General features: G+C 60.3%; 13 protein-coding genes and 2 pseudogenes. 4 read left to right on the top strand and 11 right to left on the bottom strand.

Annotated features, from left to right (window positions below; translation table 11 throughout):
* Positions 1-16 precede the first annotated feature (16 nt).
* Positions 17-870: pseudogene (locus tag AWM79_RS17260) on the top strand (IS3 family transposase); the annotation flags it as partial.
* 355 nt (positions 871-1,225) lie between these two features.
* Here AWM79_RS17260 and guaA read toward each other — a convergent pair.
* The 4 genes and pseudogenes from guaA to AWM79_RS17240 form a co-directional block, all read right to left on the bottom strand.
* Positions 1,226-2,803, bottom strand: coding sequence for a glutamine-hydrolyzing GMP synthase (gene guaA, locus AWM79_RS17255; protein ID WP_017131711.1), 1,578 nt, complete (start codon positions 2,801-2,803; stop codon positions 1,226-1,228).
* 105 nt (positions 2,804-2,908) lie between these two features.
* Positions 2,909-4,378: an IMP dehydrogenase gene (guaB, locus tag AWM79_RS17250; protein ID WP_060783367.1), complete on the bottom strand. Its 1,470-nt coding sequence runs from the start codon at positions 4,376-4,378 to the stop codon at positions 2,909-2,911.
* An 82-nt stretch (positions 4,379-4,460) separates the two neighbouring features.
* Positions 4,461-5,009 carry a hypothetical protein gene (locus AWM79_RS17245; RefSeq protein ID WP_060783366.1) on the bottom strand — a complete coding sequence of 183 codons (549 nt, stop codon included), beginning with the start codon at positions 5,007-5,009 and terminating at the stop codon, positions 4,461-4,463.
* A 54-nt stretch (positions 5,010-5,063) separates the two neighbouring features.
* Positions 5,064-5,831, bottom strand: a pseudogene (locus tag AWM79_RS17240) (sulfite exporter TauE/SafE family protein).
* Between the two features lie 132 nt (positions 5,832-5,963).
* Here AWM79_RS17240 and xseA point away from each other — a divergent pair.
* The 3 genes from xseA (at position 5,964) to leuA (ending at position 10,233) form a co-directional block, all read left to right on the top strand.
* Positions 5,964-7,343, top strand: coding sequence for an exodeoxyribonuclease VII large subunit (gene xseA, locus AWM79_RS17235; protein ID WP_060783365.1), 1,380 nt, complete (start codon positions 5,964-5,966; stop codon positions 7,341-7,343).
* A gap of 18 nt (positions 7,344-7,361) precedes the next feature.
* Positions 7,362-8,183 (top strand): peptidoglycan DD-metalloendopeptidase family protein, encoded by an 822-nt coding sequence (locus tag AWM79_RS17230; RefSeq protein ID WP_017131706.1) that lies wholly within the window; start codon positions 7,362-7,364, stop codon positions 8,181-8,183.
* 367 nt (positions 8,184-8,550) lie between these two features.
* Positions 8,551-10,233: a 2-isopropylmalate synthase gene (gene leuA / locus AWM79_RS17225; protein WP_060783364.1), complete on the top strand. Its 1,683-nt coding sequence runs from the start codon at positions 8,551-8,553 to the stop codon at positions 10,231-10,233.
* An 84-nt stretch (positions 10,234-10,317) separates the two neighbouring features.
* Here leuA and AWM79_RS17220 read toward each other — a convergent pair whose 3' ends face one another.
* The 7 genes from AWM79_RS17220 to ispG all read right to left on the bottom strand — a co-directional run bounded on the left by AWM79_RS17220 (position 10,318) and on the right by ispG (position 18,342).
* The gene (locus AWM79_RS17220) at positions 10,318-11,112 is read right to left on the bottom strand and encodes an amidohydrolase (RefSeq protein ID WP_060784005.1); all 795 of its coding nucleotides are present in this window, start codon (positions 11,110-11,112) and stop codon (positions 10,318-10,320) included.
* Positions 11,100-12,248 (bottom strand): pyridoxal phosphate-dependent aminotransferase, encoded by a 1,149-nt coding sequence (locus tag AWM79_RS17215; RefSeq protein ID WP_060783363.1) that lies wholly within the window; start codon positions 12,246-12,248, stop codon positions 11,100-11,102. The genes AWM79_RS17220 and AWM79_RS17215 overlap by 13 nt, the downstream gene beginning before the upstream one ends.
* A gap of 120 nt (positions 12,249-12,368) precedes the next feature.
* Entirely contained in the window at positions 12,369-13,841 is a 1,473-nt protein-coding gene (der, locus tag AWM79_RS17210; protein WP_017131702.1) for a ribosome biogenesis GTPase Der, read from the bottom strand.
* 251 nt (positions 13,842-14,092) lie between these two features.
* The gene (gene bamB, locus AWM79_RS17205) at positions 14,093-15,244 is read right to left on the bottom strand and encodes an outer membrane protein assembly factor BamB (RefSeq protein WP_060783362.1); all 1,152 of its coding nucleotides are present in this window, start codon (positions 15,242-15,244) and stop codon (positions 14,093-14,095) included.
* Positions 15,237-15,878: a tetratricopeptide repeat protein gene (locus AWM79_RS17200; protein ID WP_060783361.1), complete on the bottom strand. Its 642-nt coding sequence runs from the start codon at positions 15,876-15,878 to the stop codon at positions 15,237-15,239. The genes bamB and AWM79_RS17200 overlap by 8 nt, the downstream gene beginning before the upstream one ends.
* A gap of 41 nt (positions 15,879-15,919) precedes the next feature.
* Complete coding sequence (gene hisS, locus AWM79_RS17195; protein WP_017131699.1) at positions 15,920-17,209, bottom strand: histidine--tRNA ligase; 1,290 nt, start codon at positions 17,207-17,209, stop codon at positions 15,920-15,922.
* A gap of 23 nt (positions 17,210-17,232) precedes the next feature.
* Entirely contained in the window at positions 17,233-18,342 is a 1,110-nt protein-coding gene (gene ispG / locus AWM79_RS17190; protein WP_017131698.1) for a flavodoxin-dependent (E)-4-hydroxy-3-methylbut-2-enyl-diphosphate synthase, read from the bottom strand.
* Positions 18,343-18,344: the final 2 nt, after the last annotated feature.

Raw genomic sequence — 18,344 nt, 5'->3', positions numbered from 1 at the left:
GGAGGGTGTTTCTTAGGAAGGCTACCGCGCTCTTGATGTCGGAAGATCTCGAGCGTTCGCGCTGATTGACCAGTTGAGCATCCACGAGCCGGTTGATTGGCTGTGCAAGGTGTTTGAAGTGACCCGCTCGTGCTACTACGCTCGGCGTCTCAGGCGCCGCACACCGGATATAGAACGCCTTCGATTGCGCAGTCGGGTGAACGAGTTGTTCACCAGAGGCCGCAGTGCTCCCGGTAGCCGTAGCATCATGGCCATGATGCAGGACGACGGTGAGCAGATCGGGCGATTCAAGGTACGCAGCCTGATGCGTGAGCTGGAGTTGGTCAGCAAACAACCGGGATCGCATGCTTACAAAAAGGCGACGATCGAGCGGCCCGACATCCCTAATATTTTGAACCGGGAGTTTGATGTGCCTGCTCCTGACAACGTCTGGTGTGGCGATATCACTTACATCTGGGCTCAAGGGAAATGGCAGTATCTGGCGGTTGTGCTAGATCTTTTTGCCCGCCGTGTTGTGGGCTGGGCTTTGTCGGGAAAGCCGGAGCCAAATTACAGCTTGACCTTCAGAAGGGCATCCAGGGCTCGCAATATGGAAGCCGGAGTTTTCGCCAGCGCCTTTGGCGATATCGCATGGGTCAGAGCATGAGCAGGCGAGGAAACCGTTGGGATGCGCCGATGGAGCGGGTGTTCAGGAGCCTGAAAACCGAGTGGATACCGACCATGGGCTACACGACGGTCCAACAAGCTCAGCGGGATATCAGCCATTTTCTGATGCACCGGTACAACTGGATTCGACCGCACCAATTTAATGGTGGGCTGCCACCGGCTCAGGCCGAGAAAAAACTTAACGTCGTGTCCGGGATCAGTTGACCACTACATCCTGGACTTAGGCTTTAAATTGCGTAGTGCAGCGTCGGTTAGCATCGAGGTTTTCCTCCTGTTTTTTTGACGGCTTTACCGTCAGGGATCAGGAGACCTGCTGATGCCCGGGAAGCCGCGTAAAACAAGCTTCTCCGAGATTCCTTTTACCGTCAAAGACGGTAAAAGTCTGAGTAGTGAATGAGAAAGTCTTAATTCGGCCTCGATTCTTACCGTCAGCTTTACCGCCAACTTATTTTGCTGGCCGGCGATAGTCACCGATAGCTGCCGCGACGCATTTTTGTTCTAAATCAACACGTTATGGCAGTTTTTCGATAGCTGGCGATAGTCCTCGAAGGACGTATTTTCACTCCCACTCAATCGTCGCCGGCGGCTTGCTCGACACGTCATAGGTGACGCGGGAGATACCTTCGATCTCATTGATGATCCGGCCGCTGACGGTTTCCAGCAGTTCGTAAGGCAGGTGCGCCCAACGAGCGGTCATGAAGTCGATGGTTTCCACCGCACGCAAGGCCACGACCCACGCATAGCGGCGGCCATCACCGACCACGCCCACTGATTTCACCGGCTGGAACACCACGAAGGCCTGGCTGACCTTGTGGTACCAGTCGGCCTTGCGCAGTTCTTCGATGAAGATATGGTCAGCACGACGCAGCAGGTCGGCATATTCCTTTTTCACTTCACCGAGGATTCGCACTCCCAGGCCCGGGCCTGGGAACGGGTGGCGGTAGACCATGTCATACGGCAGGCCGAGTTCCAGGCCAAGGCGACGAACCTCGTCCTTGAACAGTTCACGCAGCGGCTCGACCAGCTTGAGGTTCATCTCTTCCGGCAGGCCACCGACGTTGTGGTGAGACTTGATCACGTGGGCCTTGCCACTTTTCGCGCCAGCCGACTCGATCACGTCCGGGTAGATGGTGCCCTGGGCCAGGTATTTGATGTTGTCCAGCTTGCAGGATTCGGCATCGAACACGTCGATAAAGGTCCGGCCAATGATCTTGCGCTTCTTCTCCGGGTCGGATTCGCCGGCCAGGTTGTTCAGGAACTGCTCTTCGGCGTTGGCGCGGATCACCTTGACGCCCATGTTCTCGGCGAACATCGCCATTACCTGCTCGCCCTCGTGCAGGCGCAGCAGGCCGTTGTCGACGAAGACGCAGGTCAGTTGGTCGCCGATGGCCTTGTGCAGCAGGGCCGCAACCACCGAGGAGTCGACACCGCCGGACAACCCCAGCAGAACGTTGTCGGTACCGACCTGGGCGCGCACTTGGGCGATGGCGTCTTCGGCGATTTTCGATGGGGTCCACAGCGCTTCGCAGCCGCAGATATCGAGGATGAAGCGCGACAGGATGCGACCGCCCTGCTTGGTGTGAGTCACTTCCGGGTGGAATTGCACGCCGTAGTAGCCCAGCTCATCGTTGAACATGCCGGCAATCGGGCAGCTCGGGGTGCTGGCCAGGATATGGAAGTCTGCCGGCATCCGGGTGACCTTGTCACCGTGGCTCATCCAGACATCGAGGCCGAACAGGCCATCGGCGTCGATGTGGTCTTCGATGCCGTCCAGCAGGCGGCTCTTGCCGACCACATCGACTCGGGCATAACCGAATTCACGCAGTTCGGAACCTTCGACCTTACCGCCCATCTGCTCGGCCATGGTCTGCATGCCGTAGCAGATACCGAAGACCGGAACCCCCAGGTCGAACACCGCTTGCGGGCAGCGCGGGCTGTTGGCTTCGTGCACCGACTCGGGACCACCGGCGAGGATGATGCCTTTGGGAGCGAATTGGCGAATCGCTTCATCGTCCATGTCGAACGGATGCAGTTCGCAGTACACGCCGATTTCACGCACGCGACGGGCGATCAGTTGGGTGTATTGGGAACCGAAGTCGAGGATCAGGATGCGGTGGGCGTGAATGTCGAGGGCCATGAGTCATTCTCGTCTGTGAAATCAGAAACAACACGGGGCTGTCATCAACAGCCCCGGTTCAAATTCATCAATCGCCTCCAGGCCAGCGCCAGGAGGCAATCACTATCAACCTACGCGATAGTTTGGAGCTTCCTTGGTGATCTGCACGTCGTGGACGTGAGATTCGGCCATGCCGGCACCGGTGATACGCACGAATTCAGGCTTGGTGCGCATTTCCTCGATGTTGGCGCTGCCGGTGTAACCCATCGAGGAACGCAGGCCGCCCATCAGTTGATGGACGATGGCGGTCAGGGTGCCCTTGTACGGGACACGGCCTTCGATACCTTCCGGCACCAGCTTCTCGGCCCCTGCGGAGGAGTCCTGGAAGTAGCGGTCGGAGGAACCCTGGGATTGCGACATCGCACCCAGCGAACCCATGCCGCGATAGGCCTTGTAGGAACGGCCCTGGAACAGCTCGATTTCGCCCGGCGCTTCTTCGGTACCGGCGAACATCGACCCCATCATCACGCAAGAGGCACCGGCAACGATGGCCTTGGACAGGTCACCGGAGAAACGGATACCGCCGTCGGCGATCAACGGCACGCCAGTACCTTCAAGGGCGGCGGCGACGTTGGCGATGGCGCTGATCTGCGGAACGCCGACACCGGCGACAATACGGGTGGTGCAGATCGAGCCAGGGCCGATACCGACCTTGACCGCATCGGCACCCGCCTCGGCCAGGGCCTTGGCGGCGGCGCCGGTGGCGATGTTGCCGCCGATCACCTGCACTTGCGGGAAGTTCTGCTTGACCCAGCGAACGCGGTCGATCACCCCCTTGGAATGACCGTGAGCGGTGTCGACCACCACCACGTCCACACCGGCGTTGACCAGCGCGGCAACGCGATCACCGGTGTCCTTGCCAGTGCCGACCGCGGCGCCGACCCGCAGACGTCCCTGGTCGTCCTTGCTCGCCAGCGGCCAGGCCTTGGATTTCTCGATGTCCTTGACGGTCATCATGCCCTTGAGAACAAATTTGTCATCGACGATCAGCACTTTTTCCAGGCGATGCTTGTGCAGCAACTCGCGGACTTCGTGCTTGTTGGCGCCTTCGCGGACAGTGACCAAACGCTCTTTGGGCGTCATCACTTCGCGAACCGGGACATCCATGCGGGTTTCGAAACGCACGTCACGGGAGGTGACGATGCCGACCAGGTCGCCGTCGTGCAAGACCGGCACACCGGAGATGTTGTGCATGCGGGTCAGTTCGAGCAGGTCACGTACCGAGGCATCGGCCTCGATGGTGATGGGGTCCTTGACCACACCGGCCTCGAACTTCTTGACCTTGCGTACTTCGGCCGCTTGCTGCTCGATGGTCATGTTCTTGTGGATGATACCGATCCCGCCTTCCTGGGCCATGGCAATGGCCAGACGGGCTTCGGTCACGGTGTCCATGGCGGCGGAAACCAGCGGAATATTCAGCTCGATGCCACGGGTAAGACGAGTCTTGAGACTGACTTCGTTAGGCAGCACCTCGGAATAACCGGGCACTAGGAGAATGTCGTCGAAGGTCAGAGCTTCTTGGCTGATACGCAGCATCGCGGGGGCTCCCGAGCGGGAAAATGGAAGCGCGCCATTATACTCATACAAGGCCTCTGGCTCAATGTAAACCTTGGCCTATTTACAGCTCGACTTTCACCCAGGCCACCGGCTGATCCAACCAGTCGGCGAACTCATCGAGAAAGGTCTGCTTGAAGCCCGCCTGCGCCCAGTTATTGAAGATAAAACCCAGGTTGGAAAATCCGCACTCCTGCAGGAACAGGAAACCGTTGATATCGTCTTCGTGCCCGCACAATGGGCAGATGAAGTTTTCGGTGCGTCCCGGCATCCACTCTTCGAGGCTGTCGAACAATGCCTCGCCGATTTCCTGGCGGCACTGGGCGCAGCCGGCTTCTTCGAGAAAGCCCTTGGCCGGGGTGTAGATGCAGCGCCGGGTGATGATCTCCAGGCCGTTGATCGGTTCGCCGAACGGCAACGCCTCGGGATGCAGCACAACCTGGCGGGCGCCGGGTGCAATGGCATGGCCCATGCGATTGCCGGTGCGACCGCAGGTGCTCAGTTCTTGCTCGATGATATTCTTGCGCACCAGCCAACGCACGATGGCCCGGGCTCGTGGTTCGTGGACCGCCAAGGTGGAAATCTTTGGGACGATGATGCTTTGGGAGTTCATGGGTACGGCCTGGAGCGTTCGCGACCCGGCAGCTTAATCGCTCAAGCCCCGAGGTCAAGTACTCAAGTAACGGCTGATCAGGGCTATCCCACTGGCCAATACCAACCAGGTCACCAACCGCACGAAGGCTTCGCGGGACAGCCGGCGGGTCAGGCGCCGACCGATCCACAAGCCTACCGCCATCGCTGGCAGCAAGCACACCGCCAGCAGCAATAAGGGTAACTCGGCATAGACCCCGGCAATCACGAACAGCGACAGACGCACCACCGTACTGCAGCTGATCAGCGCGCTTTACGTGGCGCGAGCCGCCTCCTTGGGCAACCGACTGTTGAGGTAGATTGCATAAAGAAAGCCGCCGCTGCCGAACAACGCACCGAACATCCCGCCCACCGTGCCCATGGGCACCGCCCACCCCGCTGCCAATTGCCTCGGTCGCACCTTCACCAACAGGCTGTAGATCGCATAGGTGCTGATAAACAAGCCCATCAACAGCAACAGAATGTCGGATTTGAGATTCAACAGGAAAATCACCCCCAGGGTGCAACCCACCGCCATGCACGGCAGCAACCGCAGCAACTCGGGCTTGACTACATCCTGGCGTGACGGCAGCAGGTTGCCGAACGCCGCGACAAAATCCAGCAGCACCAGCAGCGGTACGATCTTCGACAGCGGCATGAACAGGATCAGGATCGGCCCCGCCACCAGCGCCGTACCAAAACCTGCAACGCCAAAGACGATATAGGCCAGGGCGATGCCCAATTCCATCACCAGCCAGTCGGCGGCGGTGAATGGCCAAAGACTCACCAGTTCAACAAGCGACATGGAAACCGATTTCCATAATGGGCTCGATTGACTTTAACCAGGAGTGAGCCTGGCGGCCAATACATTCACCGTTCGCCACTCATCTCGAACAGGCATGGAGATTGATCAGCGAATGCCTTTATCATGCCCGCCATGATTAAAGATCCCTTTTCACGCCTGGGCCTCGCCCGCGAAGTCCTCACTGTCAGCCAGCTCAACAACCGCGCACGGGTGTTGCTCGAAGACGTGTTCAGCCATGTCTGGGTCGAAGGCGAGATCTCCAACCTCGCCCGCCCGGCGTCCGGGCACATCTATTTCACCCTCAAGGACAGCGGCGCCCAGGTGCGTTGCGCACTGTTCCGGCAGAACGCCGCCCGCGTGCGCCAGGCACTGAAAGACGGCCTGGCGGTCAAGGTACGCGGCAAGGTCTCGCTGTTCGAGGGTCGCGGCGACTATCAGTTGATCCTCGATAGCGTGGAACCCGCTGGCGATGGCGCGCTGCGCCTGGCCTTCGATGCGCTGAAGGAAAAACTCGGCGCCGAAGGCCTGTTCAGTGCCGAACACAAGGTTGCGCTGCCCGCTCACCCGCAACGTATCGGTATTATCAGTTCGCCCACCGGCGCGGTGATCCGCGACATCATCAGTGTGTTCCGCCGCCGCGCACCGCAGGTCGAGCTGACGCTGATCCCCACCGCCGTGCAGGGCCGCGAAGCCATCGGGCAAATTGTCCGAGCGCTGAAGCTGGCCGATGCCAAGGGTTTCGACGCGCTGATCCTGGCCCGTGGTGGTGGCTCGCTGGAAGACCTCTGGTGCTTCAACGAAGAAGCTGTGGCACGGGCAGTGGACGCCTGTGTCACACCGATTGTCAGTGCCATCGGCCATGAAACCGATGTGTCCATCAGCGACTTTGTCGCCGATGTCCGGGCGCCGACCCCCTCGGCCGCCGCCGAACTGCTGGCCCCGGACGCCAGCGACTTGCAACGCCGGGTCGAAAGCCTGCATCGACGCCTGGTGATGCGCATCCGCGACCGTCTGCTGCGCGATCGTCTGCGCCTCGACGGCCTGGCCCGCCGGCTGCGTCATCCCGGCGAACGCTTGCGCCAGCAGGCCCAGCGCCTGGATGACCTGGACATGCGCATGCGTCGGGCATTCGAGCGCCAGCTCAACATTCGTCAGGAAAAGCTGATCCGTCTGCAAACCCGTCTCGCCGGGCAGCATCCGGGTCGACAACTGGCGCTGTTGCGCCAGCGCCTGGACAGCCTGTCCGAACGCCTGCCCCGAGCCATGCGCGAAGGCCTCAAAGCCCGGCGCCTGCAACTGCAAAGCCAGATGCAGACACTTCATGTAGTAAGTCCTCTAGCCACCTTGGGCCGAGGCTACAGTATCCTGCTGGACGAGCGCGGCCAGGCGATCCGCAACGCCGAGCAGACCCACGCCGGCCAGCGTCTGAAGGCGAAACTCGCTGAAGGGCAATTGCAGGTCCGAGTCGAGGACAATCACCTGACGCCCGTCACCCTGTCGCTACTGGACTGAATTTCAAGAGATCCGTACATGCCCCGTTTTCTTGCCGCCCTGCTGGTGCTGGGCCTAACCTTCAACGCCCATGCGGACAGCTATATCACCCGCCTGCTGAACAAGCCGGTGCCAGGCGGCGTAGCCGTAATCGATCTCGGCCCGGCGGTCCAGTCGCCCAAGGCCAGCTACCAGGGTAAACCGGTGCTGGTGGTCAAGGAGCAGGACACCTGGCTGGCGATTGTCGGTATCCCGCTGACCGTCAAGCCCGGTCGCCAGCAGATCAGTTCGGGCAATCGCCACCTGGACTTCACTGTCGGCAGCAAGCAATACCAGGAACAGCGCATTACCCTGAAGAACCAACGCCAGGTCAATCCGAACCCCGAAGACGTCAAACGCATTGATGCCGAGGTGGTCGCACAACTGGCGGCCTATCGCACCTTCAGTCCGATGGTCCCAAGCAACCTGCTGTTGGACAAACCGGTGAACGGTCGGCTGTCGAGCAAGTTCGGCGTGCGGCGTTTTTTCAATGATCAAGAACGCAATCCACACGCGGGATTGGATTTCGCGGTGCCAACCGGCACGCCGATCAAGGCACCGGCGAACGGCAAGGTAATCCTGACCGGAAATTACTTTTACAACGGCAACACGGTTTTCGTCGATCACGGCCAGGGCTTTATCAGCATGTTCTGCCATCTGTCCAGAATCGACGTCAAAGCAGGCCAATCCCTGACACGCGGTACGGTAGTCGGCCTGGTCGGTTCGACAGGACGGGCGACAGGGCCACATCTGCACTGGAATATCAGTCTGAATGAAACCCGGGTCGATCCGGCGATCTTTATCGGGGCGTTCCAACCCTGATCGCCGAGACGGCGTCGCCCTCCCCGTCGACTGCGTTCCGTCGCGACGAAGATTGCGCAGCGCTAAAATAGTGCGCAATTATTCTAGATTTTTCGTCGTTCAAGCAGAATAAAATCTCGCCCAAGTCAACTTGTCGGGTATTTCTCCCAATTTCCCTCACAGGCTTGCCATCTTGCACCCCAGTGGTTAGGGTTGAACGCATGAAAACGTTCCATACCCTCATTCAGCGCCGTCAACACCGCAGCCTCTGCCTCGTCAGCGCACGACTGCCGGGCTGAATCGCGGTGCCTCATTCCCAAGGTTTCTCCCTGATAACGTTTTACCGGCTGGCCGCCTCTTTTCGGCCCTGACAACAAGGAATTTTTCCATGAGCATGCTCAAAGACCCGTCTTCGAAGTACCGCGCATTTGCGACCATCGATCTCCCGGACCGCACCTGGCCGTCGAAAACCATCACCCGCGCGCCGATCTGGTGCAGCTCCGACCTGCGCGACGGTAACCAGTCGCTGATCGAGCCCATGGACGCGGTGAAAAAGCTGCGTTTCTGGAAAACCCTGGTCAGCGTTGGCGTCAAGGAGATCGAAGCCTCCTTCCCAGCCGCTTCGCAAACCGACTTCGACTTCGTCCGTACCCTGATCGAAGAAGGCCACATCCCGGACGACACCACCATCCAGGTACTGACCCAGGCCCGTGAAGACCTGATCGCTCGCACCTTCGAATCCCTGCGCGGCGCCAAGAAGGCCATCGTGCACCTCTACAACGCCACCAGCCCGTCGTTCCGCCGTATTGTCTTCAACCAGGACAAGCAGGGCGTGAAGGACATCGCGGTGAACGCCGCCAAATTGTTCGTCAAATACGCTGCCCAGCAGCCGCAAACCCAGTGGCAGTTCGAATACTCGCCGGAAACCTTCAGCGCCACCGAACTGGAGTTCGCCAAGGAAGTCTGTGACGCGGTAATCGAGGTTTGGAACCCGACGCCCGAGCACAAGGTGATCCTCAACCTGCCGGCGACCGTCGAGTGCGCCACGCCGAACATCTACGCCGACCAGATCGAGTGGTTCGGTCGCCATATCAACCGGCGCGACAGCGTGATCATCAGCCTGCACACTCACAACGACCGTGGCACTGGCGTGGCCGCCACCGAACTGGGCCTGATGGCCGGCGCCGACCGCGTCGAGGGCTGCCTGTTCGGCAACGGCGAACGTACCGGTAACGTCGATCTGGTGACCGTGGCCCTGAACATGTACACCCAGGGCCTCAACCCCGAGCTGGACTTCTCCGATATCGACGGCGTGCGCAAGGTGGTCGAGGAGTGCAACCAGATCCAGGTACACCCGCGCCACCCGTATGTCGGCGACCTGGTGCACACCGCCTTCTCCGGCTCCCATCAGGATGCGATCCGCAAGGGCTTCGCCCAGCAGCAAGCCGACGGTCTGTGGGAAGTGCCGTACCTGCCGATCGACCCGGCCGATATCGGTCGCAGCTACGAGGCGGTGATCCGTGTCAACAGCCAGTCGGGCAAAGGCGGCATTGCCTACCTGCTGGAACAGGAATACGGCATCAGCCTGCCGCGTCGCATGCAGATCGAGTTCAGCCAGGTGGTGCAGCGCGAAACCGACCGTCTCGGCCTGGAAATGACCGCACAGCAGATCCACGCTCTGCTCCACAGCGAGTACCTGCAGGCCAACACTCCGTATGCGCTGGTTAGCCATCGCCTGCAGGAAGAGAACGGCCACAGCGCGGTGGAAGTGGAAGTCTCCGGCAAAGGCCAGGGCGAAACCAACCTGCATTGGCGCGGCAAGGGCAACGGCGCCCTGGAAGCCCTGGTGGCCGGTTTGCCGGTTCCAGTGGAAATCATGGATTACAACGAACACGCCATCGGTGCCGGGACCAACGCCAAGGCGGCGGCCTATATCGAACTGCGGGTGAACGGCGAACGCGCAGTGCATGGCGTAGGTATCGATGAAAACATCACCACCGCCAGTTTCAAGGCGCTGTTCAGCGCGCTGAACCGTTCGCTGAGCCAGCTGGATACCAGCAAGGCAGCCTAAGCGCGGGCTGAAATGAAGAGGCCCCGGTGGTGAAAACCCCGGGGCCTTTTTGTGGGCTTGTCGACGATCAACGACAACGCGGTCTCAGTGATGCAGATCGAAACTATCGGCGTCCAGGTTGGCCGGAAAGCGCGCGCGGTAGGCAGCCAACTCCGCCACGCTCAAGGTCGCCTGGAAGACCCCGTCGGCCTCCCCTGCCCCCAGGAGCAATTCGCCCTGGAAATCCAGAATCTGGCTGTCACCTGCATAGGAAAAACCCTTGCCATCGGTGCCCACACGATTCACCGCCGCCACATAGCAGAGGTTCTCGATCGCCCTGGCCGGCAGCAAGCGATTCCAGTGCAGGCGCCGGCCCCCCGGCCAGTTCGCGCTGTAGAGCAGTAGGTCGGTGTCCTGGGCATCGCAACTCCAGACCGGGAAACGCAGGTCGTAGCAGATCAACGGACGCACCCGCCAACCCTTGAGCTCAAACTGTACCTGGCGCTCGCCGGGCGTGTAATGGTTGTGCTCACCGGCCATGCGAAACAGATGGCGCTTGTCGTAGTGCAACACCTCGCCATCCGGCCGCGCCCATAACAGCCGATTGCGGTGACTGCCATCGGCGGCACGGATAATCACGCTGCCAGTGATCACCGCCGCCAACTTGTTTGCCTGTTCACGCAACCAGTGGCTGGTCGGGCCGTTTTCGGCTTCGGCCAAGGTGTGTGACTCCATGGAAAAGCCGGTGGTGAACATTTCCGGCAAGATCACCAAATCGGCCCCGACCGCCTGCTCCAGCAGCCGCTCGAAATGCTCGAAGTTGGCCTGACGGTCGTGCCAGGCCAAGGTGGTCTGTACCAGCGCCACGTTTAGATCAGGCAGTGCACTCAAATCACGCATAGTTTCTCTGCCGCCTCGCGCAACGTTTCCTCGCGTTTGGCAAAACACAGACGGACCAGTTGCTGGCCTGCCGGTGGATGCTGGTAGAACACCGAGACTGGAATCGCCGCCACGCCATGCTCGCGGGTCATCCACACGGCCATGTCGATATCGTTCAGATCCGGGCGAATCCGCGAATAGTCGAGTAATTGGAAGTAAGTCCCCGCCGTCTGCTTGAAGCTGAACCGTGACGGGCTGAGCAGGTCGCAGAACAGGTCGCGCTTGCCCTGATAGAACGCTGGCAATTGCTCGACATACTCCGGGTGCGCCGCCATATAGTCGGCCAGGGCATGTTGCAGCGGGGTCACGCCACAAAAGCTGACGTACTGGTGCACCTTGGGCAGTTCGGTGGTCAGCGCTGGCGGCGCGATCACATAGCCAGTCTTCCAACCGGTAATGTGATAAGTCTTGCCGAACGAACTGACGACAAAGGCGCGCTGATACAGTGCTTCATGGGCCAACACGCTGGCGTGGGACACGCCATCGAATACCAGGTGCTCGTAGACCTCGTCGCTGAGCAGATAGATATCCCGGTCGGCGATCAGCCTCGCCAGTTGATCCAGTTCGGCACGGCTGATCAGTGCTCCACTCGGATTGTGCGGCGAGTTGAGGATGATCATCCGGGTCCGCGGGCTCAGGGCGTCCCTGAGTCTCTGCCAGTCGATGGCAAAGTCGCCTAGGCTCAATTGCACATGGATGCAACGCCCACCCGCCAACGCCACCGAAGGCTCATAGCTGTCATAACTGGGGTCGAAGACAATGACTTCATCGCCAGGATGAATCACCGCCTGAATCGCACAGAAAATTCCCTGGGTCGCGCCGGGGGTGATGGTCACTTCCGTATCGGCATTCACATGGACGCCGTAGCGGTTGAAGGCCTTCGCCGCCACCTGCTGGCGCAGGGCTGGCAGGCCGGTCATCGGTGCATACTGGTTGTGGCCATTGGCGATATGCCAGCCAACTGCATCGCGCAGCGCTTGCGGGCCATCGAAGTCAGGGAAGCCTTGGGACAGGTTCAGCGCGCCGGTTTGCGCCGCGAGCTGGGACATCCGGGTAAAAATAGTGGTGCCGACATTCGGCAGCTTGCTGGTGATCATGGGGTTGCTTTCCCTGCTGAGCACCCGGCGCTACGACAGCACGGGGAGCCTGGAGGATAACGTATCGGCCACGCATGAAAAAGGGCGCCCAACCATGAGCGCCCTTTGGCAAGCGGGCAATCAGCGCTTGTCGCGGCGCTTCTTGTCGGCTTTCTTGTGGTGCGACATCAAACGACGCTTCTTGTTGACCTGACGGTCGGTCAGCGTGTTTTTATTACCTTCATACGGGTTCTCGCCACCTTTGAATTCGATGCGGATCGGCGTACCGACCAGCTTCAGCACGCGACGATAAGTGTTTTCCAGGTAACGCACATACGACTTCGGTACTTTATCGACCTGGTTGCCGTGGATCACGATCAACGGCGGGTTGGCGCCCCCCAGGTGGGCATAGCGCAGCTTGATCCGGCGGTTGTTGACCATCGGCGGGGCGTGCTCGACCACGGCATCTTCGAGGATCTGGGTCAGGCGGCTGGTCGGCCAACGGGTAACCGCCGACTTGAACGAGTTCTGCACCGATTGGTACAGGTTACCCACTCCCGTGCCGTGCAAGGCCGAGATAAAGTGAATGTCGGCGAAGTCGACAAAAAACAACCGGCGCTCCAGCTCGATCTTGACGAAATCACGTTCACCCGGCGTCATGCCGTCCCATTTGTTCAGAGCGATCACCAGCGCGCGACCGGACTCCAGGGCGAAGCCGAGCAGGTTGAGATCGTGGTCGACCACACCTTCACGGGCGTCCATGACGAAGATCACCACGTTGGCGTCCTTGATCGCCTGCAGGGTTTTCACCACGGAGAATTTCTCGACTTCCTCGTGGATCTTGCCGCGCTTGCGTACACCGGCGGTGTCGATCAGCGTGTACTTTTCTTCGTTGCGTTCGAATGGGATGTAGATACTGTCGCGGGTGGTGCCCGGCTGGTCGTAGACGATGACCCGATCTTCACCGAGCATCCGGTTGACCAGGGTCGACTTGCCGACGTTTGGCCGACCGATAATGGCGATCTTGATGCCATCCTTCTCGCTCGGGCCTGGAATGCGCTTGGCCTCTTCACCTTCGGCGACTTCCTCGGTTTCGCCGTCTTCCGGCTCTTCCTCGTCGTCTTTGGGAAAGTCACGCAGGGCGATTTCCAGCATCTGGGTGATACCGCGACCGTGGGCGCCGGCAATCGGAATCGCGTCGCCCAGACCCATCGGGCTGAACTCGGCACGGGCCATGTCCGGGTCGATATTGTCGACCTTGTTGGCGACCACATAGGAGCGCTTGTTACGCTTGCGCAGGTGCTCGCCGATCATCTGGTCGGCAGCGGTGAAGCCGGCCTTGGCGTCCACCAGGAACAGCACGACATCGGCCTCTTCAATGGCCAGCAGTGACTGCTCGGCCATTTTTTCGTCCATGCCATGCTCGTCTCCGGAGATACCACCGGTGTCGATCAGGATATAGGAGCGCCCTTGCCACTTGGCCTCACCGTATTGGCGATCACGGGTCAGACCGGACAAGTCGCCGACGATAGCGTCGCGAGTCCTGGTCAAGCGGTTGAACAAGGTGGACTTGCCGACGTTCGGTCGGCCCACCAGGGCGATTACGGGAACCATGCGGCTCTCCACTTCGTTATTTCAGAAAATACAAAAGCCGCTGCGAGGCAGCGGCTGGTGCTCGGGGCAGCACCCAAGGGTGCCGCAAACCTTGCCGGAGCAAGGCCGCTTGGAGGTACCCCCAAGCATAGTCAACGCTGTTTTAGTACCTGAAGTGCCCGCACTCGATCATGCGGCGTTGAAGATCGGTTCGCAATGCTCGCTGATCTTTGCCTTGCCTGATCTTCGCTCGGCAACTTCAGGCGCCAAAACTACTTGATGGTCAAGGCTTCCAATTTGCCGCTGTTGCCATACACGTAAATCATGTCACCCACCACCAGCGGGCGGGCACGCAGGCCGTCGCTGTCGATACGCTCGCGACCGACGAAACGACCGTCCACCTGGCTCAGCAGATGCAGGTAGCCTTCAAAGTCACCGACCGCCACATAACTGGAAAACACTTGCGGTGCCGACAATTGGCGGCGAGCCAGGGAGTCGTTACTCCAGATCGCGGTGGTGGAGCGCTCGTCGACACCTTCCACCGTACCGGAGGCCAAGGCAACGTAGACGCTGCCGAAGCCCTGGGCGACACCCGCGTAGCTGGAAGCATCGCGCTGCCAGAGTACCCGACCGCTTTCCAGGTCCAGCGCCGCCATGCGGCCCTGATAGCTGGCGACATACAGCGCACCGCCGGACAGCAGCAGACCACCGTCGATATCAACCACGCGCTCCAGTTCCGAACGACCTTGTGGGATCGCCACGCGGGTTTCCCACACCGGTACGCCATTGTGCGTATCCAAGGCAACCACCTTGCCGCTCGACAGGCCGGCTACCGCGAGGTGGTTAGTCACGATAGGCCCACCAGTCCCCCGCAAGGTCAGGACCGCCGGGGTGCTGTCGTACAGCCAGCGCTGGTTGCCCGTGGCGGCATCGAGGCCAATCACGCGGTCGTCCTGGGTCTGAACCACCACCACGTCACCGTTGGTGGCCGGCGGCGCAAGGACTTCGCTGGTCACGCGAGCACGCCATTTTTCTTCGCCGTCGCTGGAGTCCAGGGCAATGATCTCGCCCTTGAGGGTCCCCATCAGCACCAGTCCATAGCCGACACCGATTGCACCGGAAACCGGCAACTCCAGGTCCTTCTTCCACTTCACGTCGCCGTTCATGCGGTCCATCGAGACGACTACGCCGTTCGCATCGGCCGCGTAGAGGGTATCGCCGTCAACCGCCGGCACCAGCACGTTGTAGATCTTACCCTGACCATCGCCGATAGAACGGCTCCATTGCTTTTGCAGAACCACTTCTTCCTTGAAAGAAGTCAACTCGGCCGGTGGCAGTTCTTTCTTGCTGTTGCTGCTGCAACCCGCGGCCAAAATGGCCAGAGCCAGCAATGCTGCCTGTTTCCAACGGATCACGTCATGCATCCCCTTTGGCCAAGTCGTCGAGTTTGAGTTGTAAGCCACCCACCGCCGCTTCATCAGACAGCGCCGCCTTGGCCTTCTGGTAGGCAGCATGGGCTTCATCGGTACGACCCAGTTGAACCAGCAGGTCTCCCTTGAGCTCTTCACGACTGGCCAGGAACGCCTTATCAGCATCGCCATCGAGCAGTTTCAATGCATCGTCGACCTTGTTCTGTGCCGCCATGACTTGGGCCAGGCGCTGACGCGCGACTTCACCCAAGGTGGCATTAGCGGGCTTGTCGACCACCGCCTGAAGCTCGCTGGCGGCGTCGTCCAGCTTGCCGGTGTCGACCGCGACCTTCGCGACGAACAGGCTGCCGTACTGTGCATAGGCGCTGCCGGCGAACTGGCTGTTGAGCTTGCCGGCGACGTCCGCGACGCGCGCCGGATCAGGCTTGCCGTCAGGCGTCAGCGTGGACTGCAGCAACTCCTGATAGAGCACCGAGGCGCCTTGCGACTGATTGCCCTGATATTTGTGCCATGCCTGCCAGCCGAACACCACCACCAGCGCCAACAGGCCGCCAGTGAGCAGGGGTTTACCGTTGCGCTGCCACCAGTCCTTCAACTCCGCCAGTTGATCATCTTCGGAACTCGACACCCCAATACTCCTTATTCTCTAAATCGGCTGTTTTTACAGCTTCAACCCTGCACGACGCAGGTGGACAAGTGCTCGGAAAGAGCATCCCAGGCAATGCTTTGTTGCTCGCCCTGGCCACGCAGGGGTTTGAAACCTATCACTTGCTGAGCCAACTCCTCGTCTCCGAGAATCAAGGCGTACAGCGCACCACTCTTGTCAGCTTTCTTGAATTGGCTCTTGAAGCTACCGGCACCGGCGTTAACCTGCAAACGCAGGTTCGGCAGTTGGTCACGGACTTTCTCGCTCAGGACCAGGGCCGCTAGCTCGGCCGCCTCACCGAACGCACACAGGTAGACATCGACCTGGCGGGAAATCTCCTGCGGCACTTGCGCCAAGGTTTCCAGCAGCAGGATCAGCCGCTCAATGCCCATGGCAAAGCCCACGCCCGGGGTCGGCTTGCCGCCCATCTGTTCCACCAGGCCGTCATAACGACCACCGGCACACACCGTGCCCTGGGCGCCCAACTGGTCGGTGACCCATTCGAAAACGGTCTTGCTGTAGTAATCCAGGCCGCGCACCAGCTTCGGATTGATCACGTAGGGAATACCGGCGGCATCCAGGCGGATCTTGAGGCCCTCGAAATGCAGGCGGGACTCTTCGTCGAGGTAATCGGCGAGCTTCGGCGCATCCGCCAGGATCGCCTGGGTAGCGGCGTTCTTGGTATCGAGCACGCGCAGCGGGTTGCTTTCCAACCGACGTTGGCTATCTTCGTCCAACTGTTCGAAACGGGCCGAGAGGAACTCAACCAGCGCTTCGCGATAACGGCCACGGGATTCGCTGGTGCCCAGGCTGTTGAGCTCGAGCTTGACCGCCTCGCGCACGCCCAGCAGCCCCCAGAGGCGCCAGGTCAGCACGATCAATTCGGCGTCGATGTCCGGACCGTCGATATTGAAAACTTCGCAACCGATCTGGTGGAACTGGCGATAGCGGCCTTTTTGCGGGCGTTCGTGACGGAACATCGGGCCGATGTACCAGAGCTTCTGCGGCTGGCCACCACCGCTAATACCGTGTTCCAGCACAGCCCGCACACAGGCAGCGGTGCCTTCCGGACGCAAGGTCAGGGAATCGCCATTGCGGTCTTGGAACGTGTACATCTCTTTTTCGACGATGTCGGTCACTTCGCCGATCGACCGCTGGAACAACTCGGTGAACTCGACGATCGGCATACGGATCTGCTTGTAACCGTAGTTATCCAGCAAACGCGCAACGTTGCCCTCGAAATAACGCCAAAGCGGCGTCTGCTCGGGCAGGATGTCGTTCATGCCACGAATGGCTTGCAAAGACTTGCTCACGGATTTTCCTTAAATTCTTCGTTTCAGCCGCGGGCGATCAGCGCCGCGTCGGCCTCGACCTTTTCGGTCGCCTTCTGCCGGATCAGCTTCTCCAGCTCATCCACCAGATTGTCATTGGTCAATTTCTGCGCCGGCTTGCCGTCGATGTAGATCAGGTTCGGCGTACCGCCGGTCAAGCCGATATGGGCTTCCTTGGCTTCGCCGGGACCGTTCACCACACAACCGATCACCGCGACATCCAGCGGCACCAGCAGATCTTCCAGGCGCCCCTCCAGCTCGTTCATGGTCTTCACCACATCGAAGTTCTGCCGCGAGCAGCTCGGACAGGCGATGAAGTTGATTCCACGAGACCGCAGACGCAGGGACTTGAGTATGTCGTAGCCGACTTTCACTTCCTCGACCGGGTCGGCCGCCAACGAGATGCGAATAGTATCGCCAATCCCTTCGGCCAGCAGCATACCGAGGCCCACCGCCGATTTCACCGTACCTGAACGCAAACCACCGGCTTCGGTAATGCCCAGGTGCAATGGCTGGACAATTTCCTTGGCCAGCAGACGGTAGGCCGCCACCGCCATGAACACATCGGAGGCCTTTACGCTGACCTTGAAGTCCTGGAAATTCAAGCGTTCCAGGTGCTCCACGTGACGCAACGCGGACTCAACCAGCGCCGCCGGGGTCGGTTCGCCGTACTTCTTCTGCAGATCCTTTTCCAGGGAACCGGCGTTGACCCCGATACGAATCGGGATCCCGCGATCACGAGCGGCATCGACCACCGCGCGCACCCGGTCTTCACGACCGATGTTGCCTGGGTTGATCCGCAAGCAATCGACGCCCAACTCGGCCACGCGCAGGGCGATCTTGTAGTCGAAATGGATATCGGCGACCAACGGCACCTTGACTAACTGCTTGATTCTGCCGAAGGCCTCGGCGGCATCCATGTCCGGCACTGACACCCGGACGATATCGACGCCCGCGGCTTCCAGCCGATTGATCTGGGCCACAGTCGCGGCCACGTCATTGGTGTCGCTGTTGGTCATGCTCTGCACCGCGATAGGTGCATCGCCGCCCACCGGCACCGAGCCGACCCAGATTTTACGCGATTCGCGACGCTTGATTGGAGATTCGCCGTGCATGA

The organism is Pseudomonas agarici (assembly GCF_001543125.1).
Taxonomy (GTDB): domain Bacteria; phylum Pseudomonadota; class Gammaproteobacteria; order Pseudomonadales; family Pseudomonadaceae; genus Aquipseudomonas; species Aquipseudomonas agarici.
Note: the sequence above shows the minus strand (reverse complement) of the source record. Positions and strands in the feature narration are given on the sequence as shown.

Coding starts and splice junctions, on each gene's coding strand:
- der (WP_017131702.1), bottom strand. CDS start 13,841: ATGGTTCCCGTAATCGCCCTGGTGGGCCGACCGAACGTCGGCAAGTCC.
- AWM79_RS17215 (WP_060783363.1), bottom strand. CDS start 12,248: ATGATCACCAGCAAGCTGCCGAATGTCGGCACCACTATTTTTACCCGG.
- leuA (WP_060783364.1), top strand. CDS start 8,551: ATGAGCATGCTCAAAGACCCGTCTTCGAAGTACCGCGCATTTGCGACC.
- ispG (WP_017131698.1), bottom strand. CDS start 18,342: ATGCACGGCGAATCTCCAATCAAGCGTCGCGAATCGCGTAAAATCTGG.
- guaA (WP_017131711.1), bottom strand. CDS start 2,803: ATGGCCCTCGACATTCACGCCCACCGCATCCTGATCCTCGACTTCGGT.
- bamB (WP_060783362.1), bottom strand. CDS start 15,244: ATGCATGACGTGATCCGTTGGAAACAGGCAGCATTGCTGGCTCTGGCC.
- AWM79_RS17220 (WP_060784005.1), bottom strand. CDS start 11,112: ATGCGTGATTTGAGTGCACTGCCTGATCTAAACGTGGCGCTGGTACAG.
- AWM79_RS17230 (WP_017131706.1), top strand. CDS start 7,362: ATGCCCCGTTTTCTTGCCGCCCTGCTGGTGCTGGGCCTAACCTTCAAC.
- xseA (WP_060783365.1), top strand. CDS start 5,964: ATGATTAAAGATCCCTTTTCACGCCTGGGCCTCGCCCGCGAAGTCCTC.
- guaB (WP_060783367.1), bottom strand. CDS start 4,378: ATGCTGCGTATCAGCCAAGAAGCTCTGACCTTCGACGACATTCTCCTA.
- AWM79_RS17245 (WP_060783366.1), bottom strand. CDS start 5,009: ATGAACTCCCAAAGCATCATCGTCCCAAAGATTTCCACCTTGGCGGTC.